The 19,555-nt window shown below is 61.2% G+C and carries 14 protein-coding genes; 4 read left to right on the top strand and 10 right to left on the bottom strand.

The window, feature by feature from the left end:
* Positions 1-66: 66 nt before the first annotated feature.
* From HLH35_RS10050 to HLH35_RS10020, 7 genes are all read right to left on the bottom strand, one after another.
* On the bottom strand, positions 67-1,158 hold the full coding sequence (locus HLH35_RS10050) for a glycosyltransferase family 8 protein (protein ID WP_246385002.1): 1,092 nt from the start codon (positions 1,156-1,158) through the stop codon (positions 67-69).
* 203 nt (positions 1,159-1,361) lie between these two features.
* A complete protein-coding gene (locus HLH35_RS10045) occupies positions 1,362-2,945 on the bottom strand; it encodes a lipopolysaccharide biosynthesis protein (RefSeq protein ID WP_182979000.1) in 1,584 nt (527 codons plus the stop codon).
* The gene (locus tag HLH35_RS10040) at positions 2,933-4,135 is read right to left on the bottom strand and encodes a glycosyltransferase (RefSeq protein WP_182978999.1); all 1,203 of its coding nucleotides are present in this window, start codon (positions 4,133-4,135) and stop codon (positions 2,933-2,935) included. The genes HLH35_RS10045 and HLH35_RS10040 overlap by 13 nt, the downstream gene beginning before the upstream one ends.
* A complete protein-coding gene (locus tag HLH35_RS10035) occupies positions 4,132-5,430 on the bottom strand; it encodes a glycosyltransferase (RefSeq protein WP_338029329.1) in 1,299 nt (432 codons plus the stop codon). The genes HLH35_RS10040 and HLH35_RS10035 overlap by 4 nt, the downstream gene beginning before the upstream one ends.
* Complete coding sequence (locus HLH35_RS10030; protein ID WP_182978998.1) at positions 5,427-6,575, bottom strand: glycosyltransferase family 4 protein; 1,149 nt, start codon at positions 6,573-6,575, stop codon at positions 5,427-5,429. The genes HLH35_RS10035 and HLH35_RS10030 overlap by 4 nt, the downstream gene beginning before the upstream one ends.
* Positions 6,562-8,793 carry a GumC family protein gene (locus HLH35_RS10025; protein WP_182978997.1) on the bottom strand — a complete coding sequence of 744 codons (2,232 nt, stop codon included), beginning with the start codon at positions 8,791-8,793 and terminating at the stop codon, positions 6,562-6,564. Before HLH35_RS10025 ends, HLH35_RS10030 begins: the two co-directional genes overlap by 14 nt.
* Positions 8,794-8,801: 8 nt before the next feature.
* The gene (locus HLH35_RS10020) at positions 8,802-9,506 is read right to left on the bottom strand and encodes a sugar transferase (RefSeq protein WP_246385001.1); all 705 of its coding nucleotides are present in this window, start codon (positions 9,504-9,506) and stop codon (positions 8,802-8,804) included.
* A gap of 1,027 nt (positions 9,507-10,533) precedes the next feature.
* Between HLH35_RS10020 and HLH35_RS10015 the strand changes: the two genes are divergently transcribed.
* Complete coding sequence (locus HLH35_RS10015; RefSeq protein ID WP_182978996.1) at positions 10,534-12,531, top strand: hypothetical protein; 1,998 nt, start codon at positions 10,534-10,536, stop codon at positions 12,529-12,531.
* Between the two features lie 338 nt (positions 12,532-12,869).
* On the opposite strand, the gene HLH35_RS10010 is transcribed toward HLH35_RS10015, so the two are convergent.
* On the bottom strand, positions 12,870-13,769 hold the full coding sequence (locus HLH35_RS10010; protein WP_182978995.1) for a glycosyltransferase family 2 protein: 900 nt from the start codon (positions 13,767-13,769) through the stop codon (positions 12,870-12,872).
* The gene (locus HLH35_RS10005; RefSeq protein WP_182978994.1) at positions 13,766-14,635 is read right to left on the bottom strand and encodes a glycoside hydrolase family 16 protein; all 870 of its coding nucleotides are present in this window, start codon (positions 14,633-14,635) and stop codon (positions 13,766-13,768) included. Before HLH35_RS10005 ends, HLH35_RS10010 begins: the two co-directional genes overlap by 4 nt.
* Positions 14,636-14,865: 230 nt before the next feature.
* Here HLH35_RS10005 and HLH35_RS20310 point away from each other — a divergent pair, with 230 nt between their 5' ends.
* Genes HLH35_RS20310 through HLH35_RS09990 form a run of 3 tightly spaced genes read left to right on the top strand, consistent with a single transcriptional unit; the run spans position 14,866 to position 18,365 of the window.
* The gene (locus tag HLH35_RS20310) at positions 14,866-16,359 is read left to right on the top strand and encodes an O-antigen ligase family protein (protein WP_182978993.1); all 1,494 of its coding nucleotides are present in this window, start codon (positions 14,866-14,868) and stop codon (positions 16,357-16,359) included.
* Between the two features lie 53 nt (positions 16,360-16,412).
* Positions 16,413-17,729 (top strand): outer membrane beta-barrel protein, encoded by a 1,317-nt coding sequence (locus HLH35_RS09995; protein ID WP_182978992.1) that lies wholly within the window; start codon positions 16,413-16,415, stop codon positions 17,727-17,729.
* 45 nt (positions 17,730-17,774) lie between these two features.
* Positions 17,775-18,365: a polysaccharide biosynthesis/export family protein gene (locus HLH35_RS09990; RefSeq protein ID WP_246385000.1), complete on the top strand. Its 591-nt coding sequence runs from the start codon at positions 17,775-17,777 to the stop codon at positions 18,363-18,365.
* Between the two features lie 145 nt (positions 18,366-18,510).
* On the opposite strand, the gene HLH35_RS09985 is transcribed toward HLH35_RS09990, so the two are convergent.
* Positions 18,511-19,548 (bottom strand): alpha/beta hydrolase, encoded by a 1,038-nt coding sequence (locus tag HLH35_RS09985; protein ID WP_182978991.1) that lies wholly within the window; start codon positions 19,546-19,548, stop codon positions 18,511-18,513.
* Positions 19,549-19,555 lie beyond the last annotated feature (7 nt).

The following is a 19,555-nucleotide window of genomic DNA, read 5'->3' as shown; positions in this document are numbered from 1 at the left end:
TAACTTCGCCGTTACGGATTCATCCGACCATACGCCTCGCCCGTGCATGGCAGCCTGCCTCCGCCATCATCCTACGGTCTCCTCACTGGCCTCAAAAAAAGCCCCGACGGAAGGCCTCAGGACAGACTGGACCGCCCCCACATCCCGACCGGGCGGCCCCTGAATAGCCTCATCCCGCTTCAAGCCGTACTCATAAGCCAGGATACGCCGCCTCTTCGCGCCGAATCCCCATGTGACCAGCGCATGCACACGCTTGTAACGCTGATGGAGGTGATGGCGCAGCCACGTGGCACGTTTCAGCCTGCGCCAATATCGCGCCGTTTTCGGGAAAGCCCGCGCGACCTCGCCATACACCGCCGAGGTTTCGGCATTCCAGGGCGGAAACGTGCCCTCCCACGGCTTGGGTCGTGCCATGTAATGAACGATCCGCGGCCTGATCATGGAAGATACACGGATATTGTTCATAAAGACCGGAAAATTCCACGACAGCGACATGGAAAGGCAATGCGGCAGGCCGACGAGGTTCAGAACATCCTGGTCGGGAAAACGAGACACCGCCGGCTGGCTGGAAAAAATCCTCCATGCCTCCGCTCCGATGCGCGCCCAACCCCAACGCTCGGCATAGATCACGCCGGAATTGAAATACCGGCATGCATCGGCCGATGACAGGCCGAGCGATGCAAGATGCGCCGCAATGGTGCGGCTCTGCCGATCCGTGTCGTCCCGCGCAAATGTCATCGGATCGGGAGCGCCGTAGAACATTCCGTACGGAACGGGCTTCAGCAACAGATCATCCAGCGGACCGCAGATCTGGGTATCACCATCCACGTAGAGAAAATAATCATATTGTCGCGGAAGAAGCTCCGACAGAAACAGACGCGCCAGCATGGCCGGGGCGCCCCGAATATCGGCCTCGCTTCGGCTCATGAACACGATATCGGCGCGTGCGCAAGCCTCGGCGAATATTGCTTCGGCTACAGAGTCAATTCCAAACGCGACAATGACAATATCCGCCAGATCACGCCGCGTGAACCGGCGCGCCTGCAGCGCACTGACGAAACTCGGGAACAGATAGGACATATCTGTCGTGTAGCAGACACAGCTCTTCGCCACACGCTCGGCCTTCTTTTCGATTCGCATGGATTCTTCAGTTCCCATGGGCTCTGACTCCTGAAGGAGATCACCGAAGGCATTTTCTGAAACAATAACATGACGACACGCGCCACGCCGGCCAACCCAATGACAATACGCTTTGGCAACACTCAGGATAAAACAAGAACCGCTCAACGAACCCGACTTCTGGGCGATCTCGTTCCTTCGACGTCCATGACCGCGATTTCTGTCCGGGCTCCGATAAATCTTCAGTGAAAGGAGTCCTGCGAGACGGACTCGACGACGATCTGATTAACAGGAAACGTCACCGGCTTACGAAAGATGCCGACACTCTTTCCTTTTATCGCGGACAAGGCCCGATGGCCACGATCGAAGACCAGTTGCTCGATACCATCAGGCCGACCAGACATGGACCAGAACATGAAAAGGGAACCTGTGTATGCAACCGCACCACCGATGCCGCAGGCGGTCAGGTCAACAGCGGCATGCTCAAACGTATCGACAGGCGGCAGCAGCCATTTCAGCATTTCAACCGCAAGCACCATGAACAGGGACGCCCCGACGCTGAATTTCCACTCCAGAATCTGCCGCCAGACGCCAAGGCCGATCAGGCCACGCACCAGGAAGAGACCGAATATGTCCGCGGCGAGTTCCGACACGAAACGCGCAGCGATAACGCCCGAGAACCCCGCCCACAGGACGCCGATGATTACCAGAGGAAATTTGACGCCGAATTCGAGAAGATTGCGCATCAGGACGGTCTTTGTCCGACCGAACGCCATCAGCAGCGGCAGAGTGGCGAGGGTGAACACGGCGGGCGTCAGGCTCAGGGCCAGCCAGCGGACCATCGGAGCCGCCCCCGACCAGGCCGGGCCAACGACGACACGGACCGTACTGTCCGCGACCAGACTCTCGCCAATCAGCAGCGGCAACCCGATCGTCGCCATGGCAGCCGACGCCTTCTGGTAGCTGGCCGCCAGTCGCTCCTTATCATCCCCTAGATGAGAGAACGCCGCCAACAGGGGGCGCGCCATCGGACCGAACAGCGCGAAGAAGGGGATGTTCGTGATGTCGCCTGCGGTCGCGAACAGGCCGAGAGAGGTCCGGCTCACCACCTTGCCCAACAGCAGGCGTTCAAACTGCCAGTTGAGCGCGCTGACGATCTGCGCCATCGTCATCCACCCGGCGAAGTCTATAAAGACATGCCTCTCGCGCAGGCTCAGCCGCGGGCGGTATGGCGCAAAACAGTATGACTGCATCATAATGGCGCCGGAATACATCACTGTATTGAGCGCAATGGCCCAATAGCTGTGCGTAAGGAGCGCAATCACCGTCCCGAGGACGAAGCTGATGCCTTTACCGGAGAGCTCGATGGCAAAGTCGCGCCAGAAACTGAGCTGCTTCTGGAACGCGGCCATGCGTGGGCTCACGAGGCCGCGCATGAAGGGACTCAGTCCAAGAACGCATATAAGCGGGAGCAGGCGTGCATCATTGTAGAAATGCGCGGCAGGCAGCGCACTGGCCATAAGGATGGCCATAAGGACGGCACCGCGGATCAGACCGATCGTAAAGGCCGTATCGTAATGCACGCGCTCGATGACCGGCAGACGCAGCAAGGCCTGATTGATCGGCAGATCCAGAACCGATTCCATCAAGGCGCACAAGCTTGCGGCGATCGCCACCAGCCCGAAATCGGCCGGCAGCAGGATGCGCGTCAGAACCAGCATGCTTGCGAGATCAATGAACCGCGTCACCAATCGGGCGACGACCATCAGCGCCGCGCCGGTCGCCGCGCGCGCACCGATATTGGCCGGCTTCGCTATCTCAGACATGCATCCCCCTGCTGTCCGCTCGCAGAACGGGGGCTGACGGCTGCGTCATGTTCCGAAACAAGGACGCCACGAGACGCTCCCTGCCCTGCGCGACGCCTGACGATGATTTCTTCGTAGACACTCATATAGTCCGGTACCAACCGCTTGACATCGAAGATCTCGGCGCCCCGACGCGCGGCTTGTCTCATCGCCGCCCGCCGGTCGGGATCGCGCATGATTTCGCCAAGTGCCTGCGCGAGAATACCAGGCTGCCCCGGTGGAACCAGGCGCCCAGCAGCTCCGAACTCCAGCATCTCGGACGTTCCACCGACCGATGTCGCAACGATGGCGCAACCGGCGGCACGGGCCTCGCCAATCGTCAGGCTACCGGGATCAGCATAGGACGCGAGGACAAAAATATCGGCCTGACTATAGAGCAGCTGGGGAGTATCCACATAACCCAGGAAGATGACCCGTTCCGACAGGCCGCACGCCACGACCCGCGCTTCCAGGTCCGCCCGATCGGGGCCTTCCCCGGCGATATAGACGGTCCACTCGGGCATTGACGGCAGAAGATGCGCCGCAGCTTCAATAACGTCGGCAACCCCCTTGCGCGCATGAAGACCGCAGATCAGCGTGATGTTGGGATGACGCAATGTCGGCACGATCCCGGCTTCGCCTTCCACGGATACCGCATCATGCCTGGCGGACCCGACCGGCGCATTCCACACCACGCGCGTCCGCTCCGGCGGAAACCCGCGTTTGACAAGCGCCTGCCGCTCGGCCTCGCTGACGGCGACAATTCTGCCCCCCATGCGCATCAGAACCGAATGCCGGTCGAAGGAATTGTGAACCGTCGTCACCAACGGAACGGAAGCGAGACGAGACGCGATGGCGCCGATCAGGGCACCACCCATCATATGGGCATGGATGATGTCCGCCCGAATGGTGCGGCACAGCCGCGTCAACGCCACCGCACTGCGCAACATCGCGAGAGGCTTCTTCTGGTCCTGCGGCAGCATCACGTGGTGAACGCCTTCGCGCTCCAGCAGCCCGACAAATGTGCCGCCCCCGCTGCAGAAATAGACGCTATGCCCGGCTCGGGCCTGCTCGCACGCCAGATCAACGGCAACATGCACGTTGCCATTGGCGCGGCCGCAATGCTTCGACAGATGAATGATCGTTTTACGGTATTCATAAAAAGCATTCATAACACTTCATCTTTCATACCGTGACGCTGCGACTCACTCGAGCAATCCGCCATGATATTCCCCGCATCCCGCACCATCCTGACCCTGTCCGTCGTGCCGGACGGCTGACAAGAGCGCGCAGCCATGGCTTCGTCGACGATTTCCATGAAACGTCGACGGAATTCCTCCTCCGAAAAACGCATGGCGTTGGCGCGACACGTTTCGGAATGGATACGATGGCGATTCTCCTCGAACGTCCGCACGGCCGCGACAATCGCCTCCGCCGTCTGTTCGGGAAACAGCAGACCGGTGGGATCAGTTTCATCTGCACCGATCACGATATCGCAGGCTCCTCCCACGCCGTAGGCGATGACTGGCGTGCCACAGGCCTGCGCCTCGGCCATAACGATGCCGAAATCCTCGGCTGCGGCAAAGACGAAAGCACGTGCCTGTCCCATCAGCGCGATAAGCTCGTCGATCCGCACGGGTTTGCGGATCTCGATATTCGCGCAACCCGCGGCAGCAGCCCTGATCGCCGCATCGCCCTCACCTTCCCCAACGATGACGAGCCTGCGGTCGGGCATCCTGCTGAACGCCTCGGCGATCAGGTCGATCCGCTTGTAAGGAACGAAGCGTGAGACGACGAGATAGAAATCCTGCCTTTCGGACGAAAGACGAAATTTCTCTACGGCAACAGGCGGATTGAGAACCAGAGCCTCCCGGCGCCAGGTCTTCTGCACGCGCCGGGCGATATAGCGCGAATTGGCAACAAACAGATCCACCCCGGAGGCCGAACGCGCATCCCAGTTCCGAAGCCGATGGAGAAGCCACCGCGTGTAAAGACCCATCGCACCCCACCGCAGCCCACGTTCCTCGAGATAGCGCGCCTGAAGGTCCCAGGCATAGCGCATCGGACTATGGACATAGCTGATATGAAGCTGGTCCGGCCCTGTAATGATGCCTTTCGCAACCGCATGATGGCTGGAAATCACGAGGTCGTAGCCGGTCAGGTCGAATTGCTCGACAGCCAGCGGCATCAGACCGAGAAACTTTCGGAAATGGCGTTTTGCAAAAGGAAGTTTCTGGATAAAGGAGGTCCGGACAACATGCCCCTTCAGAAAACCCCTCTGCTTCTCCGGCATAAAATCCGCGACCACGAAGACATCCGCCGAAGGATAGCAGAGCAGGACCTGCTCCAGAACACGTTCCGACCCGGCATACTTCTCCAGCCACTCATGGATGACGGCAATCCTGGGGGGCTGCTCCTTCGCTCCGCTCCCTCCCTGCGCCGGTACGACATGCGAATTGCGCATCATCTGGACGGCTCCATGCTGGAGGGACGGCGAACAGGGGTGGGAACGGCGTGCAGGGCGGCAGCGATAATGCCGGCCATCGCGGCACTGGCCTGCGCCCAATTGTAGCGCAGCAGACGCACCGCCCCGGCTTCGCGAAGCCGGCCGGCCAGTCCATCCTCGTCGAGGACACGCATGACCTGACGCACGAAGGCATCCTGGGAGAACGGATCTGCGAACAGCGCAGCCTCGCCGCAGACTTCCCGCAGGACCGGAATATCGCTCGCGACGACCGGACAGGCACAGGCCATCGCCTCCACCGCGGGCAACCCGAACCCCTCGTAGCGCGAAGGAAACACAAAGCAGGCGGCATGCTCGTACAGCGCGCGCAGGGCGCCGTCGGATACCCGGCCCAGATAGCGGGCGACCCGTGGCATATCCTCACCGCCCTGCTGCTGGAAGATCCCGTCCCGTCGTGCCCCCACAATGGCAAGCACCAGGCCGCGTGCCGCCAGCGCCTCGCCGAGCTTCGCGAGAACACGCAGATTCTTGTGCGCAACAAGATTGCCGACCACGAGCACATAGCGCCCGGGCGACAGATCATTCGCGGCCAGAACCGTGGCATCGGCCGGAACGGCCCGGACATGGTCCCCGCCCTCCGGAATGACGGAAATCTGCTCCGCCCGCGCACCCAGATGGTGCATGATCTCGCCCCGGGCGAATTCCGACACCGTGACGATCCTCACCCCCCTCGCGACCAGCCCGGCCTGCATCACGCGGTAAATTGTCCGGAAACGCGCGGAATAGGCCTCCGGCACGCTTGCCCAGCCGCAATCATGGATCACGACGATCTGCCGGCGCGCCAGAAGCGGGGCGGTATTGCCGAGATTGACCAGAAGACCGCCGGACGTCGCCCACGGGAGCATGGCCTGCTCCCACAGATGCCCTCCCCCGGCGCCGAATTTCCTGATCCGGACATTCCCGAAACGGCTCGCCCCCCGATCCCCTCCCTCCTTGCCGGCAGGCGGGACGACGATTTCCGAAATCACCCCCTGCCGCACAAGCCCGGCGGAAATTTCGGTCGCGAAACGCTGAACGCCGCTCAGCGTCTGCTTCAGGAAACGGCCGTTCAGATAAACGGGGAACTCCCGCGCCTCATGCATTGTCATAGCCGTGCAGATCCTGCGCCAGATAGGCATGCATGCCGCTGTCCCGCCCGAGGTCGTTCATGTCCGCCTGGGTCAGAATCCCACCCAGCACGCGCACGCCGCACGCGTGGAGCCGCCGCATGGTCGTCAGCACGGCATCCATCTCGGTCCGCTGCCACCGCACGGCGATGACCGCGCCATCCACCAATCGTCCGGCAGATGCGGCATCCGGAATGACCAGGGCGGGCGGCATATCGATCAGGATCAGATCGTAGAGCGTCCGCGCTTCCGCGATGATCGCCGCAAGCTGCTTCAGATCGAGCAGATACCGCCCACTCCCGTTGGAGCGCGCGCCCCGCAGCGTGATCAGGTCGACATTCTGCATGATGTCCCGCGTAAGCCCCGGCAGGCGGGACGCACCCGGGCCTTCACCCTGGGGAGGGCGGAAGGTGGGACGGATCGACAGGCCGACCTGGTTGCGGCGGATATCCGCATCAATGATAAGCGCCCGCGCCTGGCTGCGCGCCGTGCTCGCGGCGAGGGCGACGGAAAGGAACGTCTTGCCCTCTCCCGGCAGGGCGGACGTCACCAGCACGACCTGCGCGCGAAACCGCTCGTCGCCATGACGCAGCATGTTGCAGATATGATCGACCGAAAGCGTATAGGACGATGTCCGGTATTCCAGCAGAGGCCGGCGCTCACGCCCCGCGAAGGGAACAACACCGAGCGGAAACAATGTCGTCCTCTGTTCAAGCTGCTCCAGCGTGCGCACGCCGGGCCTCAGCCGTTCGAGCAGGATTGTACCGAAGCAGCCCACCGCGAGCGAAAGGAGGCCGGCCGCGCCAATCAATTGTCCCCGATGCGGACCCGACGGCGCGAGAGGCGCCTGCGCGTACGAGATGAGTACGGCATCCGGCTCCTGCATCGCCGCCTGGGCGGATGTCTGCTCAAACCGGGTCAGGTAATCGCGATAGACCGCCTGCGCCGCCTCCGCCTCACTGACGAGCTGACGCAGTTGCACCTCGGCCACGTTCTCACCCGCGACAGCGCCCTTGAGATCACGCACCCGCGCCTCCAGCGTCGCGACCTCCGCGCGTGTCGCATCGAGCTGCGCGCGCAGGCTGCCGGCAATATGGCTCTCCTCCGCTCCAAGCTGGGCACGAAGCCCCGCGATCGCAGAATTAAGCTGGCGTAGACGCGGGCTTTCCGACATGTCCGTCGTCTGCAGATCAGCCCGCTGCTTTTCCAGCTGCGCCAGTTCGCCCGAAATCTGCTGGACGAGCGGAGACGCCACCACGGCGGGCAACGCCCCCAGCGATCCGCCGCGCCGCGCTGCCTGCACCTGGTCATAGATGCTCTGCTGCTCGGCGAGCTTGTTGGAAGCTTCCGTCAGCGCGATGTCGACGCGGCTCATTCGGCGTCCCGTCAGCGTCGTCTGATCCCCATCGCGGGAAACTTCCTGACTCAGGACCAGGCCATGCGCCCGGCGAAACTCTTCGACGCGCCCTTCCGCCTCGGCCACACGCGACTGAAGCGCGCCGATCTGCTCGTTCAGCCACTCATGGGCATGGGCAACAGTCGTGATCTTGAGATCACGCATGAAGTCCAGATAGGTGGCGGCGTACGCATTCGCGATCCTCGCACTCAACGCCGCATCGTTCGTCTTGGCGCTGACCGCGATCGTGTACGAGCGGCCGTCATTCCCGACCGTCACATGCCGCAGCAGCCAGTCAATCGCAACCTGACGCTGCTCGGTGCGCGAGAGCGGCTTGGGGGGCGCGGGATCGAGGCCCAACCGGTGACGGACAACATCCATCACCCCCCACGGCCCGGGTGACGGCGCAGACGGATAGATGATCTTCTGAAGCTCAGGCCGATGGACGAGATCGATACGGTCGACCACCTTTCCAGCCATGTCCCTCGACAGGAGAATGTCGGTCTGAGTGTGAATCATGAGCGTGTCGCCGCTGACGGCGCCGCCATGAGCCTGAAGATCGGTGAACTCCGTCTTTCCCGTATCGACAAGGAGCGAGGACTGGGTTTCGTAATAGCGCGGGATGGAGAGGATCACGCCCGCCATGGGAATGAACAGCCCGGCTGTAATCAGCAGGACAGTCCATTTCCGACGCCGAACGATGACCAGCGCATTTCCCAGCGGCACATGCTCCGCCGCCGTTGCCGCAAGCGGCACGGGCGGCGGACCGACGAATGATTCGTCGCGGACGGACAGCATTGTCATGGCGGGGCCTATTGCGCACCGTCGTGCCGCAGCACGGCGGGAATCGTTTTCAGGAGAATCACGACGTCCTTCCAGAACGTCCAGTGGCGGACATAGGCACTATCCAGCGCCACACGCCGTGCGTAGCTGGTATTGCTGCGCCCGCTGACCTGCCAGAGTCCCGTCAGGCCCGGTCGGGTCGCATAATAATAGGTGATATTGTCGCCATAGCGCTCGACCTCGGCCTGGATGATCGGGCGCGGCCCGACCAGGCTCATGTCACCGCGCAGGATGTTCAGCAACTGCGGAAGCTCGTCCAGACTTGTGGCGCGCAGAAAGCGGCCCAGGGGCGTGATGCGTGGATCACGACGCAGCTTCTGGGTCTCTACCCACTCCCTGCGTGCGGCCTCGTCCCGCTCCAGAAGATCCTTCAGGACCTGGTCCGCGTTGGAAACCATGCTTCTGAACTTGAGGCAGCGGAAGCTTCGCCCGTTCTCCCCGATCCGGCTATGACCGAACAGGGCCGCTCCGCCGTCACGACGAACCAGCACGGCGATCACCAGCATGACAGGCAACGCGAAGAACAGCATCGTCCCCGCGACCACGACATCCATCATGCGTTTGCGCGGATCGCGGATCGGCGCGGCGTTTTCGGGCCTGGCGACTTGCCCGCCGATAAGCCCGACATAGGGGACAACAACCGTCGCATCATCCGCGACAAAGGCGGTCCCCATGAATTTTTCTTGTTGCAGACCAGACATACTAGCACCTCGTCATCTGCGAAGAATGAAGCTGACAGGCAAGTTGAACCGGCATGATCCCGATCAGATTGCTACCTCCCTGATATGATCGGAACGTTGCCTGTGCAGACGAGCACGGCGCAATAATAAAAGCAGCCCATAATGTGTTTTTAATCATTGACGAAAGTAATTATTATCCAGATCCACCGTTATTTACATGTGAAAATATGGATTCCCCATTGAAATTCTTATATTTCTTCGTCAAATCAGCTTCGCCGTCTTTTCAGGTTGCATAAATTACCGATCACATAATTGCGAGCGTTTCGTTCTAGACACAAAGAATCGTCGTCAAGCGGAGAAAGCGATTTAACGCATAAATTTGCCATTTTTAACGTAATATTTCGTTACTCCGTGGAACGATAGATCTTGGTACTTCTTATGTTGCCGCGCGTTTATTTCTTGCGGTGTCTTCCTCTCCCGTCCGGTGTTGTTCTTCGTGCTGGGCAGCGAACGGATGCGCACAGCAATAAAGCGTCGTGATTCTTTTCCTCGGTCAAGGAGTGTGGCCTCACGCAGGACTGATCGTGAAACGACGCACGAAGCAGGAACAACGCTAAAACAGGGGAGAAAGCGATGCGGGGCGACAAGCTTGAAAAGACGGCGGAAGTTCATGCCGGACTGTCGATGTCGGCATCCCCGGGACTGCGCCGGGCCGATCCGGCGGATGTCCTTCTAACGCCATTGTTATTTGACGGGGACAGAACGCACCGGCGCATATATTCAGACAATCGAACAGTTGGAAGGTCGTTCTCTTCTCCACGATCTCAATGCCACTCTCGACCGATCCGGAGACGCTCCGGAGCACGGAACGTATGCGTTTGTCCTGACTCCGGAGCACAGCCTCATTCTGATCCTCGCGCACAAGAAGGAAGCCGGAACGACGACCGTTCGTTTTTCGTATCCGATCGGGATACGAGTTGGCGACACACGCTGCCCATCACGAGCGGGGAGTTAGCGTGACGTGCCGGGGCCGGGGGCAAACATCCTAAATATTCGACTGATCGGGCAGATGGTCGCCACGACCGCGACGGGAAAGAACGTCCTTCCCGCGGGCGCCCGAAGAACACGCGGATTGCTGGCCATTCTCGCCCTGTCCAACCGCAAGCCCGTCATGCGGCAACGCCTGACCGAACTTCTGTGGAGCAAACGTCCGACCGATCTCGCACGTGCCTCCCTGCGGCAGGAGATCCATCGCCTGCTCGACGTGCTTCAGCCTTTCGGCACCGAGATTATCGACATCGGGCGCCATACATTGACGCTCAAGCCAGACCTGACATCGGTGGATATCGAAGAAATCTACGCCGGCTGCCTGGATGCGCTGGACCACACAGTCGAACCGGAGGAAATTTTGTTTCTGGACCTGAACGGTATCGACCCGGCCTTCGACCTCTGGCTTCAGACCCAGCGCGCACGGTTTTCTCGTCACGTCCAGCGCCTCATGAAATCCGAACAGGCGCCCCCGAACGATCCAGGCAGCAGCCTCCCCCCCATATCATCATTCAGCTGGAAAGGTCCCCCGCCCATCGAAAGCGCTCCCGACACCTCCCCCCCGAACACACGGACGGGCCAGTTCCATCCCCCACCAAATTCCCCGCTGCCTTCCAGCCATTTCCCCTGGAAGGAGGCGGCGCCGGCACTCGAAACCTTGCGTCGCCTGTCCGATCCACCCGAGAGCGGCTCACACCCGCAGAAAGCGGAAGGCGAACCTGCGCCCCCCGTCCCGTCGCCCACAGTACGCTCCCTCAGCCTTGCCCTGATACCGATTGAAACGAAAGAGCCGTCTTTGACGGCGCTGGCGGACGAACTCGGGAGCCAGCTCAACGTGCTGTTCGTCGGGTCCGATGCCTTTACGCTTGTTATCCCGGGCCCCTCTCCCGAGGGCACGCATGCAGCGCCTGACTGGATCGAGAACCTTCGAAGCAAGAACGTTGATTTTCTGTGCACGGGTATCCTGCATTCCGGTGCCGAAGGCCCGCAGGAATATTCCGTTCTGCTGCTGCGGCTGATCGACGTGCAGAACGGCGGCGAGATGATCTGGACAGTGCGCGCCGCCTTGCCATCGGATGCCAGGCAGAATCCCGGCCTCGCCGTGCCCCTGCTCGCCCGGGCGGTATTGTCGGCGCAATGGGCTATCATCCTCCGCCATGCCAGGACCCTCCTCAAGCGCAGTATTCAGACCCTGGCCCCGGATCAACTGGCAGCCCGGGCGCTGGTCACGCTGCTGCAAGCCAACCAGCACGCATTGCACGAAGCTGAAACCCTTCTCAAATTCGCGGAATGGCTGGGTCCGACCCTGCCGCTCGTCGCTATTGCGCGCGCCGTAATGGAGATGACACGCGCCGGCGCGTTTCTCCAGGGCGACTACCCGGCGGGGGTGGCGCGTGCCCTGGCAGCCGCGCAGCATGCGGCCACTCTTTCGCAGCACAATATCAGCCGCAATTTCCTGCTCGCTTTCGTCTATTGTCATATTCCCGGCTACGCGGATACGGCCGACGCGCTTCTATCCGCGTTCAGGATCACCAACGAAGGCCCCGATCAGGCCTGGTTCGCCCCATACCGGACACTCCAGGCCCTGCTGGCCTTGGTAAACGGCCAGCAGGAAGCGGCCCGCGAGCTTCTGAGCCATTATCGCATATCAGGAAATGCCCAACCGCTCAGCGTGGCGATGGACCCCTGCGCGGCGCTCTATCTGTTTCTGGTCGATCTGCCCAAGGAAGCCAGCAAGATCGGACGGATGGTCGCTGCCCTCTATCCACAGCTTCCATCGGCCCTCGTGTATCATCTCGTGGCACTCACCACCGAGGAGAATAGCACCGAACGCGCCGACATCCTGGCCCGGCTTTCCGCACTCGACCCCACCCTCACGATCCGGCGTGTCATGGCGGCCCATCCCTACCTGCCCGCCGGAGCCCGCGCGAAACTCGCAGCCGCGCTGCGCCTGACAGGCCTTCCGGAATGACAAGGGACCGCTCGCAAGACCGGCCTGCCGGCGAGCGGCTCGCCTAGTTTCATGTCCTGCATGGTATTCCCTGTCGAGACGTCGCACGACGGGGAGCCGGCCGCCACAAAGCCCAGGACATCCGCGCCCGATCGTCGGCGGCCCAGGCTCCGTCAGCGGCCTGAAAAGAGGTATCTTCGATCCGCTGTCATTTCCTCCGTGAAATCCTGATCCAGCGGCCGATCAGCAGGGCGATCGGGAAACTGAGCGCAATATAGGCGCCAATGGCGGCAAGAATTGTCTGGATCATGCTTGTGCGCGGCCATCCCGGAGATAAGCGTGTCAAAGAAAATCGTATATCATAAGGTTGCTGCCCGCTCCGGCGTCATCCGTCCGCGCACGAGATCGAAGAAAGCAAGCATATTTCCCACGAGGCGACCACGTCTGTCTATATAGGGTTCGGGACGCAGAGCCTTCGCGATGTTCGAGAGCAGATTGCGGATAATATGCTCCCAGGCGCGGGTGCGGGGATACCCCTCCCCCTTAGCCGCGATATAAAGCGGATTGGCAACCTGCGAATATCCCAGCTTAATCCCGGAACTGCGACCGCGCTTTACGCCCAGATGAACACCTTGCGCGCCTGGCAGAAGCAATATCTCACCGTAGGCGGCAAGCCGACGCGACAGATCCACATCTTCCTGCCATCCATAGAGCGGCAGACGCTCGTCGAACGAAAGGCCGAAAGCCCGCATGGGCGCCAGACGAAGCGCCATGTTACAGCCATATCCGGTAAAGACAGACTCGGGCGCCCCCGGGCCGTTCCTTTGCGCGCATGCCGCCAGAATGGCCCGGCCCTCGGCGACACCAAGGCCCGGTCCCTTGATCCCATCGGCGAGAACGGCCCCGGTCACGACGACCGTACGATCGTTCGCTTCCATATGCGTCTCGACCGCCTCGAGATAATGCGCATCTGCAAGGAAATCGTCATCGAAGAACATCACGATTTCAGCATCGGGAACAGCGGCAATGATTGCATTGCGCTGTCGCGTCAGTCCGCGCGGGCCGGTCATCAGGCGCACCCCGGGAAACGCCTCCGCGGCACCCAGAATATCCTCTTCCGACGGCGCGCAGACCACCACTTCATCGGGCTGGCGGGTCTGGTATTTGAGATCATGAAGGGTTTCGGCAAGGACGGATGCCCGGCCGGCCGTGGCAATACCGATGACAATCTTCATCGCTTCTCCCTCCCGTAACGTCATGGTGCCTTCCTGCTCTGATAAACGCGGATGTAATCAACTTCCATTATTGCCGGGCTAGGCGCCTTGTCGATCGGCCAGCCGCCACCCAGCCCCAGATCGACGAGCACATCGAGCCCCCCAAGCGGGCGCGACGGCGCAGGCGTACGCCAGATCTCACGACGGTCGAAATAAAAAATAACCCATTGCGGCGTCACTTCCGCGCCGTAAGTGTGGAATGCCTGCGAAAGGCTCCCACTCGGCACGGGCTGGATATGCATCTGCGAATGGTTTTCATGGCTGTTCTTCGGATTCCATTCCGTGACAGTCGTATTATAGGCCGCGGGAAAACGACCGTAATGCTCGATGATATCGACTTCCAGAGAATGTTTTCCAGACCCCGCCGGCGTCAGCTCATCAAGCCAGAAGGCGGGCCACACCCCATCCCCGGCGGGCAGACGTGCCCGCATCTCGAAATAGCCATAAGGCGCGGTAAAGCCGCGACCGTAACCAGGCGAGGATGACAGAAGACCCGACTGCCATTTGCCGTCCGCCGCTTTCCGCATCTCGATCCGAAGGATTCCGTCTCGAACGCTGAACGGTAAACCCGGTTCCTTGTCGCGGAAGCCGGCATCACCGAAATCGCCCCCCCATGGCGTATGCGCGCTCCAGACCGTGTCGGGACCGTGCGGCGAGACGCTGAGACGGTCAAATTCCTCGTCAAAGATCAAAGTGCGGCCCTTGAGGTCGATCATATCACCTGGAGAAGCCCCGAACGAGGCCCCCCAGAGACCAGCCCAGCCGATACCCAACATGACAAAACCGCCCGCCATGGCGGGGACGATACGCTGCCGCAGTCTTTCGACGATCGCTGAAATGGACCTGGTCATGGTGCCTCCTTGGACAAAGCCGGTTCCTTGCGAGGCAACGTCGCCGCCGATCAGAGGTTGTCCCCCGTCCCGCTTCCGGGAGGCAGATACATGCCTAAAAAGAAACTTGATCTGCGTTCGGACGTAGATGATGATTAATACATCCAACGCATTCCGTCCATCTTTTCGATCCCGGTACGCTCGGGCGTCCAACACATAACGCCGCATAAAAGCGGCGGGAGGGGAGTCTCGTGGGCATCACGTTTTTCTTCCTGGTCCTGGCGCCTCTATGCCTTATATGGGCCACCCGTCCGGAGCGACTTATCCAGCTCATGGTCATCACGGGGATCTTCGAGGCCAGCGCCGCGATCACGATCGGCAGCTTCGGCATCGCCCCGAGCATACTGCCGGCCATGACAATGGTTGCCTATATCAGCACGCAATTCCTGCTCGGTGCCCGCTATCCCGGTCGCGCGCGGGTCTGGCCGCTCGCCGCTCCCCTTATCGGCATCGCGGGGTGGGCAATCCTGACATCCTGGCTAAGCCCTCGGCTCTTTGAGGGGCGAGCCTATGTCTGGCCGCAAAAATCCACGCCTCCCTTCGTCATCACTCCCCTCGCTCCGACTTTGTCCAACCTCAATCAGGATCTTTACCTTCTTCTGAACATCGTTCTTTTCGTAATGGTCGCGCTATATGCAACGCGGCAAGGGCCGGCGGGGCATCCCTTTCATCCTGTCGGCATCCTGCGCACCTATTTTGCGAGCATCCTGATCGCCTTCGGTTTCGGCGTCTGGCAGTTCGCCAGTCATGTCGCGCATGTTCCTTTTCCCTCCGACATACTCTATTCGAACCCCGGATGGTCGATCCTTACGGAACAAACCATCGGTTCTCTTCCACGGATCAATGCAACTTTCTCCGAACCATCTGCGTTTGGCAGCTACATGGCGGCTGGCGCCTTCTGCTCAGGATGGCTGATCCTCAATGATTTTCCGGGCACACTGGTCAGAATTACTTTGGCCGTCGCCATCGCCGGCGTTCTGCTTTCCACATCAGCGACCGGGATTGTCTCCGTGGGAATCGGGGCTCTGATCGTGGTCATCATGGGTCTCACAATCCATGCGAAACGGTTCCTGCCCATCATCAGGCGGCGAGCCATCCAATTCCTGCTCCTCAGTGTCCTGCTGGCAGTCCTTGTGACTGTCATGGTCCCCGACCTCCTGACCAGTCTCAACACGATCTTCGACAGCGTGACGAACAAGCAGGGCAGCGAATCCTATAATGAGCGCAGCTCCACCGATCTCGACAGCCTGCAGGCGGCATTGGACACGTTCGGCTTCGGCGTCGGCTGGGGCAGCAACCGTTCGTCCAGCCTTGTTCCCGGCCTGCTGGCGGCTATCGGCGTCCCTGGCATGCTTGGCCTCATATGGTTTGGATGGCGCCTTGTGTCCCGCGTCAGGTCGTTGGGAAAGATGGACCGCAAACTTCAGGACATCCAGCTTGTGAACGGGGCCAGCGCGATCATCGTGAGCTACCTGGTCTCCGCATGCCTTTCCGGCCCGACGATCACCTCCGCCACTTTCTTCGTCTTTCTTGCACTGCTGATTTCCGGCATCGCCCGGGCGGAACGCGCGCAGGCCAGCAAGGCACCCGCCCGCCTTTTTCCTCCGACCGCACGACGTCAGCCCGAGGGCGGGACGGACATGCGGGACCGCCCCCTCCAGCACTCGTGGGTGATCACACAGTGACAATACGATTTCCCGTCACGCACGGGCCAGACCGATCAGCGCGCAGAACGGGCATGTACCGTCTCGTGGGCGCCTTCGCCTGCGCCGCGCCGTTCTTTCCGGCTCATGCGTCCGCACAGGTGCTGAGCCAGTATTTTCCCGAGATCGGGCGGGGCGTCGGCGAAATCTGGGTCGATGAGGAACAGCTCCGGCTCAGCAAGGAATTCCAGCCGCAGGGGCTGCATCTCGGCGGGTTCAAGCTGAATGGGGACCTGAACGAGGGCGTCGGCTATATCGACAATGCCAATCGTTTGCCGGGCGGCGTGCAGAGCGCGATCATATCGACCATGGCGCAGATCGGCCTGACGTCGGACTGGTCGGCGGACCGTCTCTATACCAACGCCTCGGTCTCCGACCTCCGTTATCCCAGCCAGGGGTCCCAGAACCAGACAACCTGGACGGCAGCGATCGGCGGATACCACGATATCGCCAATGACAGGCTGGGCTTCGACTATTCCCATCTCAGCCTGGTCCAGGTGCCCAACACGATCGGCAGCTTCGCGACGATCCAACCCGTCAAATACCAGGTCGACCGAGCGGCGCTGAGCTATACGATGGCGCGCGATGGACGCTTTTCCTTGATTCCGGAAGCGAACATTACGAATTTCGCGTTCGATCAAAGTGCCCGGCTCCCCTCGGCAATCGGCATTGCCGTCCCCCAGACCTATCGGAATCGGGCGGTGATCGTCGAAAGCCTCACGGGCCGCTACCGCTGGACGGAAGCAGCCAGCGCGCTGGTCATGCTGCGCGGAACCGAAATCCGCTATACGCATGGGCTCGCCGGCTATCCGGGCCGCGATTCCAACGGGTTGGCGCTCCTGGCAGGAATCGATTACAACGCCGTCCACCTGGTCGACCTGCGCGTCATGGCCGGATATCAGCGCCGTTTCTACCGCAATGCCGCCTATCCCGATTACGCCACGCCGATCGTGGAAGCCCAGGCCAGGTGGGCACCCACCCGCCTGACACGCCTTCAGTTGGACGTCCAGCACGGGATCGAGGACAGCGCCTTCGAAAACGTGGCCGGCTTCACCTACACAAACGTGCAACTCGGCCTCACCCACCAATACCGGCGCGACGTCCTCCTGTCCGGGTATTTCACTTTTCAGAAAGGAGAATACCAAAACACGCCGACACACCTTGTCGGCAGCATCCTGACCCAGTCCGGCGGTAGCCAGACCATCTTCGGTGGGGGGCTTTCGGCTCAATGGCTCGTCAGCCGACACCTCAGCCTGAACCTCGATTACGCAATCTCCAATCAGAACGTCCTGGGTACGACAGGAAAATTTACCGTCAACACCGTCATGATACGGGTGGATCTGAATCTGTGACCTGACACGATCATTACCAACCAACCTCAGCAGGGAAGTTCCGACATGTCGCCGCTCCATCATACTTTTGGTGTTCGTACCGCAAGACTCGGCTTCCCGCTCATGCTCACGGGGGCATGGCTCGCCGGGTGCGCACCTGGAAGTGATCTGACACCAATCCCCCGGTATGATCCGGCGAGCTACACGATCGGCGTCGGCGACCGGATCAATATCTCGACGTTCGGTGAAAATCAGTTCCAGACCGATGCACGCGTGCCCGTCGACGGAAGCATCGCCTTTCCGCTGATCGGCATGGTCAAGGCCGAGGGGCTGACAGCCGGGGAGCTTGGCCAGAGTGTCGCCACGACACTCAAGGACCAGCATATTCTCAGCAACGCGAAGGTGACCGTGCAGGTCGTGGAATACCGCCCGGTTTCAGTCATCGGCGAGGTCGAACATGGCGGACAGTTCGCCTATCAGCCTGGCATGACCATGCTGAAGGCTGTAGCGGCCGCCGGAGGGTTCTCCTACCGCGCGTTCCAGGACTACGCCTATGTCGTCCGTCAGGAGCCAGGCGGCGCGGTGGTCGGCCGCATCGAACCGCAGGATTACGTAAAGCCTGATGATGTCATCAAGGTTTACGAACGACACTTCTGATGCACCATCGGTGACAACAGGCCCTGGAACGCCAGAATCTTTCCTCTCGCATGGCGGAAGATTCCGGGCTCCAGGCTCTGGCCGCACCCTGGCCCGGGAGACCATGCCTGTCGGCGCATGATCCTTTCGGATGTCGTGCGCATTGTCACGCTGCAACCGCACGAATGGCATCCGCGAAGGAAGCTGGTGCCTCCTGCGGCAGATTATGGCCGACCCCACCCGAGATCAGGCGGTGTGCGTAGCGCCCGGCGAAGCGCGCCCGATAGGTCTCGGGCGCCGGGTGCGGCGCGCCGTTGGCATCCCCTTCCATCGTGATGGCGGGCACGGTAATGGACGGAAAGGCCGCAAGCCGGGTCTCGATCGCATCATAGCGCGCCTCCCCTTCCGCAAGGCCGAGACGCCAGCGATAATTATGAATCACGACGGCAACATGGTCTGGATTCTCGAAGGCACGGGCCGAACGATCGTAGGTCGCGTCGTCGAAATTCCATCTCGGGGAAGCAAGCTGCCAGATCAGCCGGTTGAAGTCCTTCGTGTTGCGGGCATAGCCCAGCCGCCCGCGCTCGGTCGCGAAATAGAATTGATACCACCAGGATAGTTCGGCCTTCGGCGCCAACGGCACTGCGTTGGCCCTCTGGCTGCCGATCAGATAGCCGCTGACCGAGACCAGTCCGATGCACCGCTCCGGCCACAGGGCGGCAACACAGTCCGCTGTCCTGGCTCCCCAGTCGAACCCGGCGAAGATCGCCCTGCGAATAGCCAGCGCATCCATCAGCGCAATGGCATCGGTCGCAAGGGCTGCCTGCTGCGCGTTCCGAGGCGTGGCCGCCGAACGGAATATAGTCGTACCATATCCGCGCAAATACGGGACGACCACGCGATAACCATCTGCGGCGAGCATGGGCGCGACTTCCGCAAAACTGTGGATGTCATAGGGCCAGCCGTGCAGCAGCATGACAACGGGGCCATCCGCCGGCCCCATTTCGACATAGCCGACGGACAAGGGGCCGGCATCGATCTGCCGAGGCGCCGGTAGAGCAGACATAGCCGCCGGCCGACTGGCCGATCGCGTCGCCGCACGCGCAGGGCGACCGAACATACCCAGATCGAACGCAGCGGTGGAAAGGGCCGCAAAGCCGAGAAAGCGGCGGCGCCCCCGATTGCGCAAAGGCATGCAGGACATGATAGGA

The sequence above is a fragment of the Gluconacetobacter asukensis genome, assembly GCF_014174375.1.
Lineage (GTDB): Bacteria > Pseudomonadota > Alphaproteobacteria > Acetobacterales > Acetobacteraceae > Gluconacetobacter > Gluconacetobacter asukensis.
The sequence above is the reverse complement of the archived record's forward strand: the minus strand, read 5'-3'. Positions and strand labels throughout refer to the sequence as shown.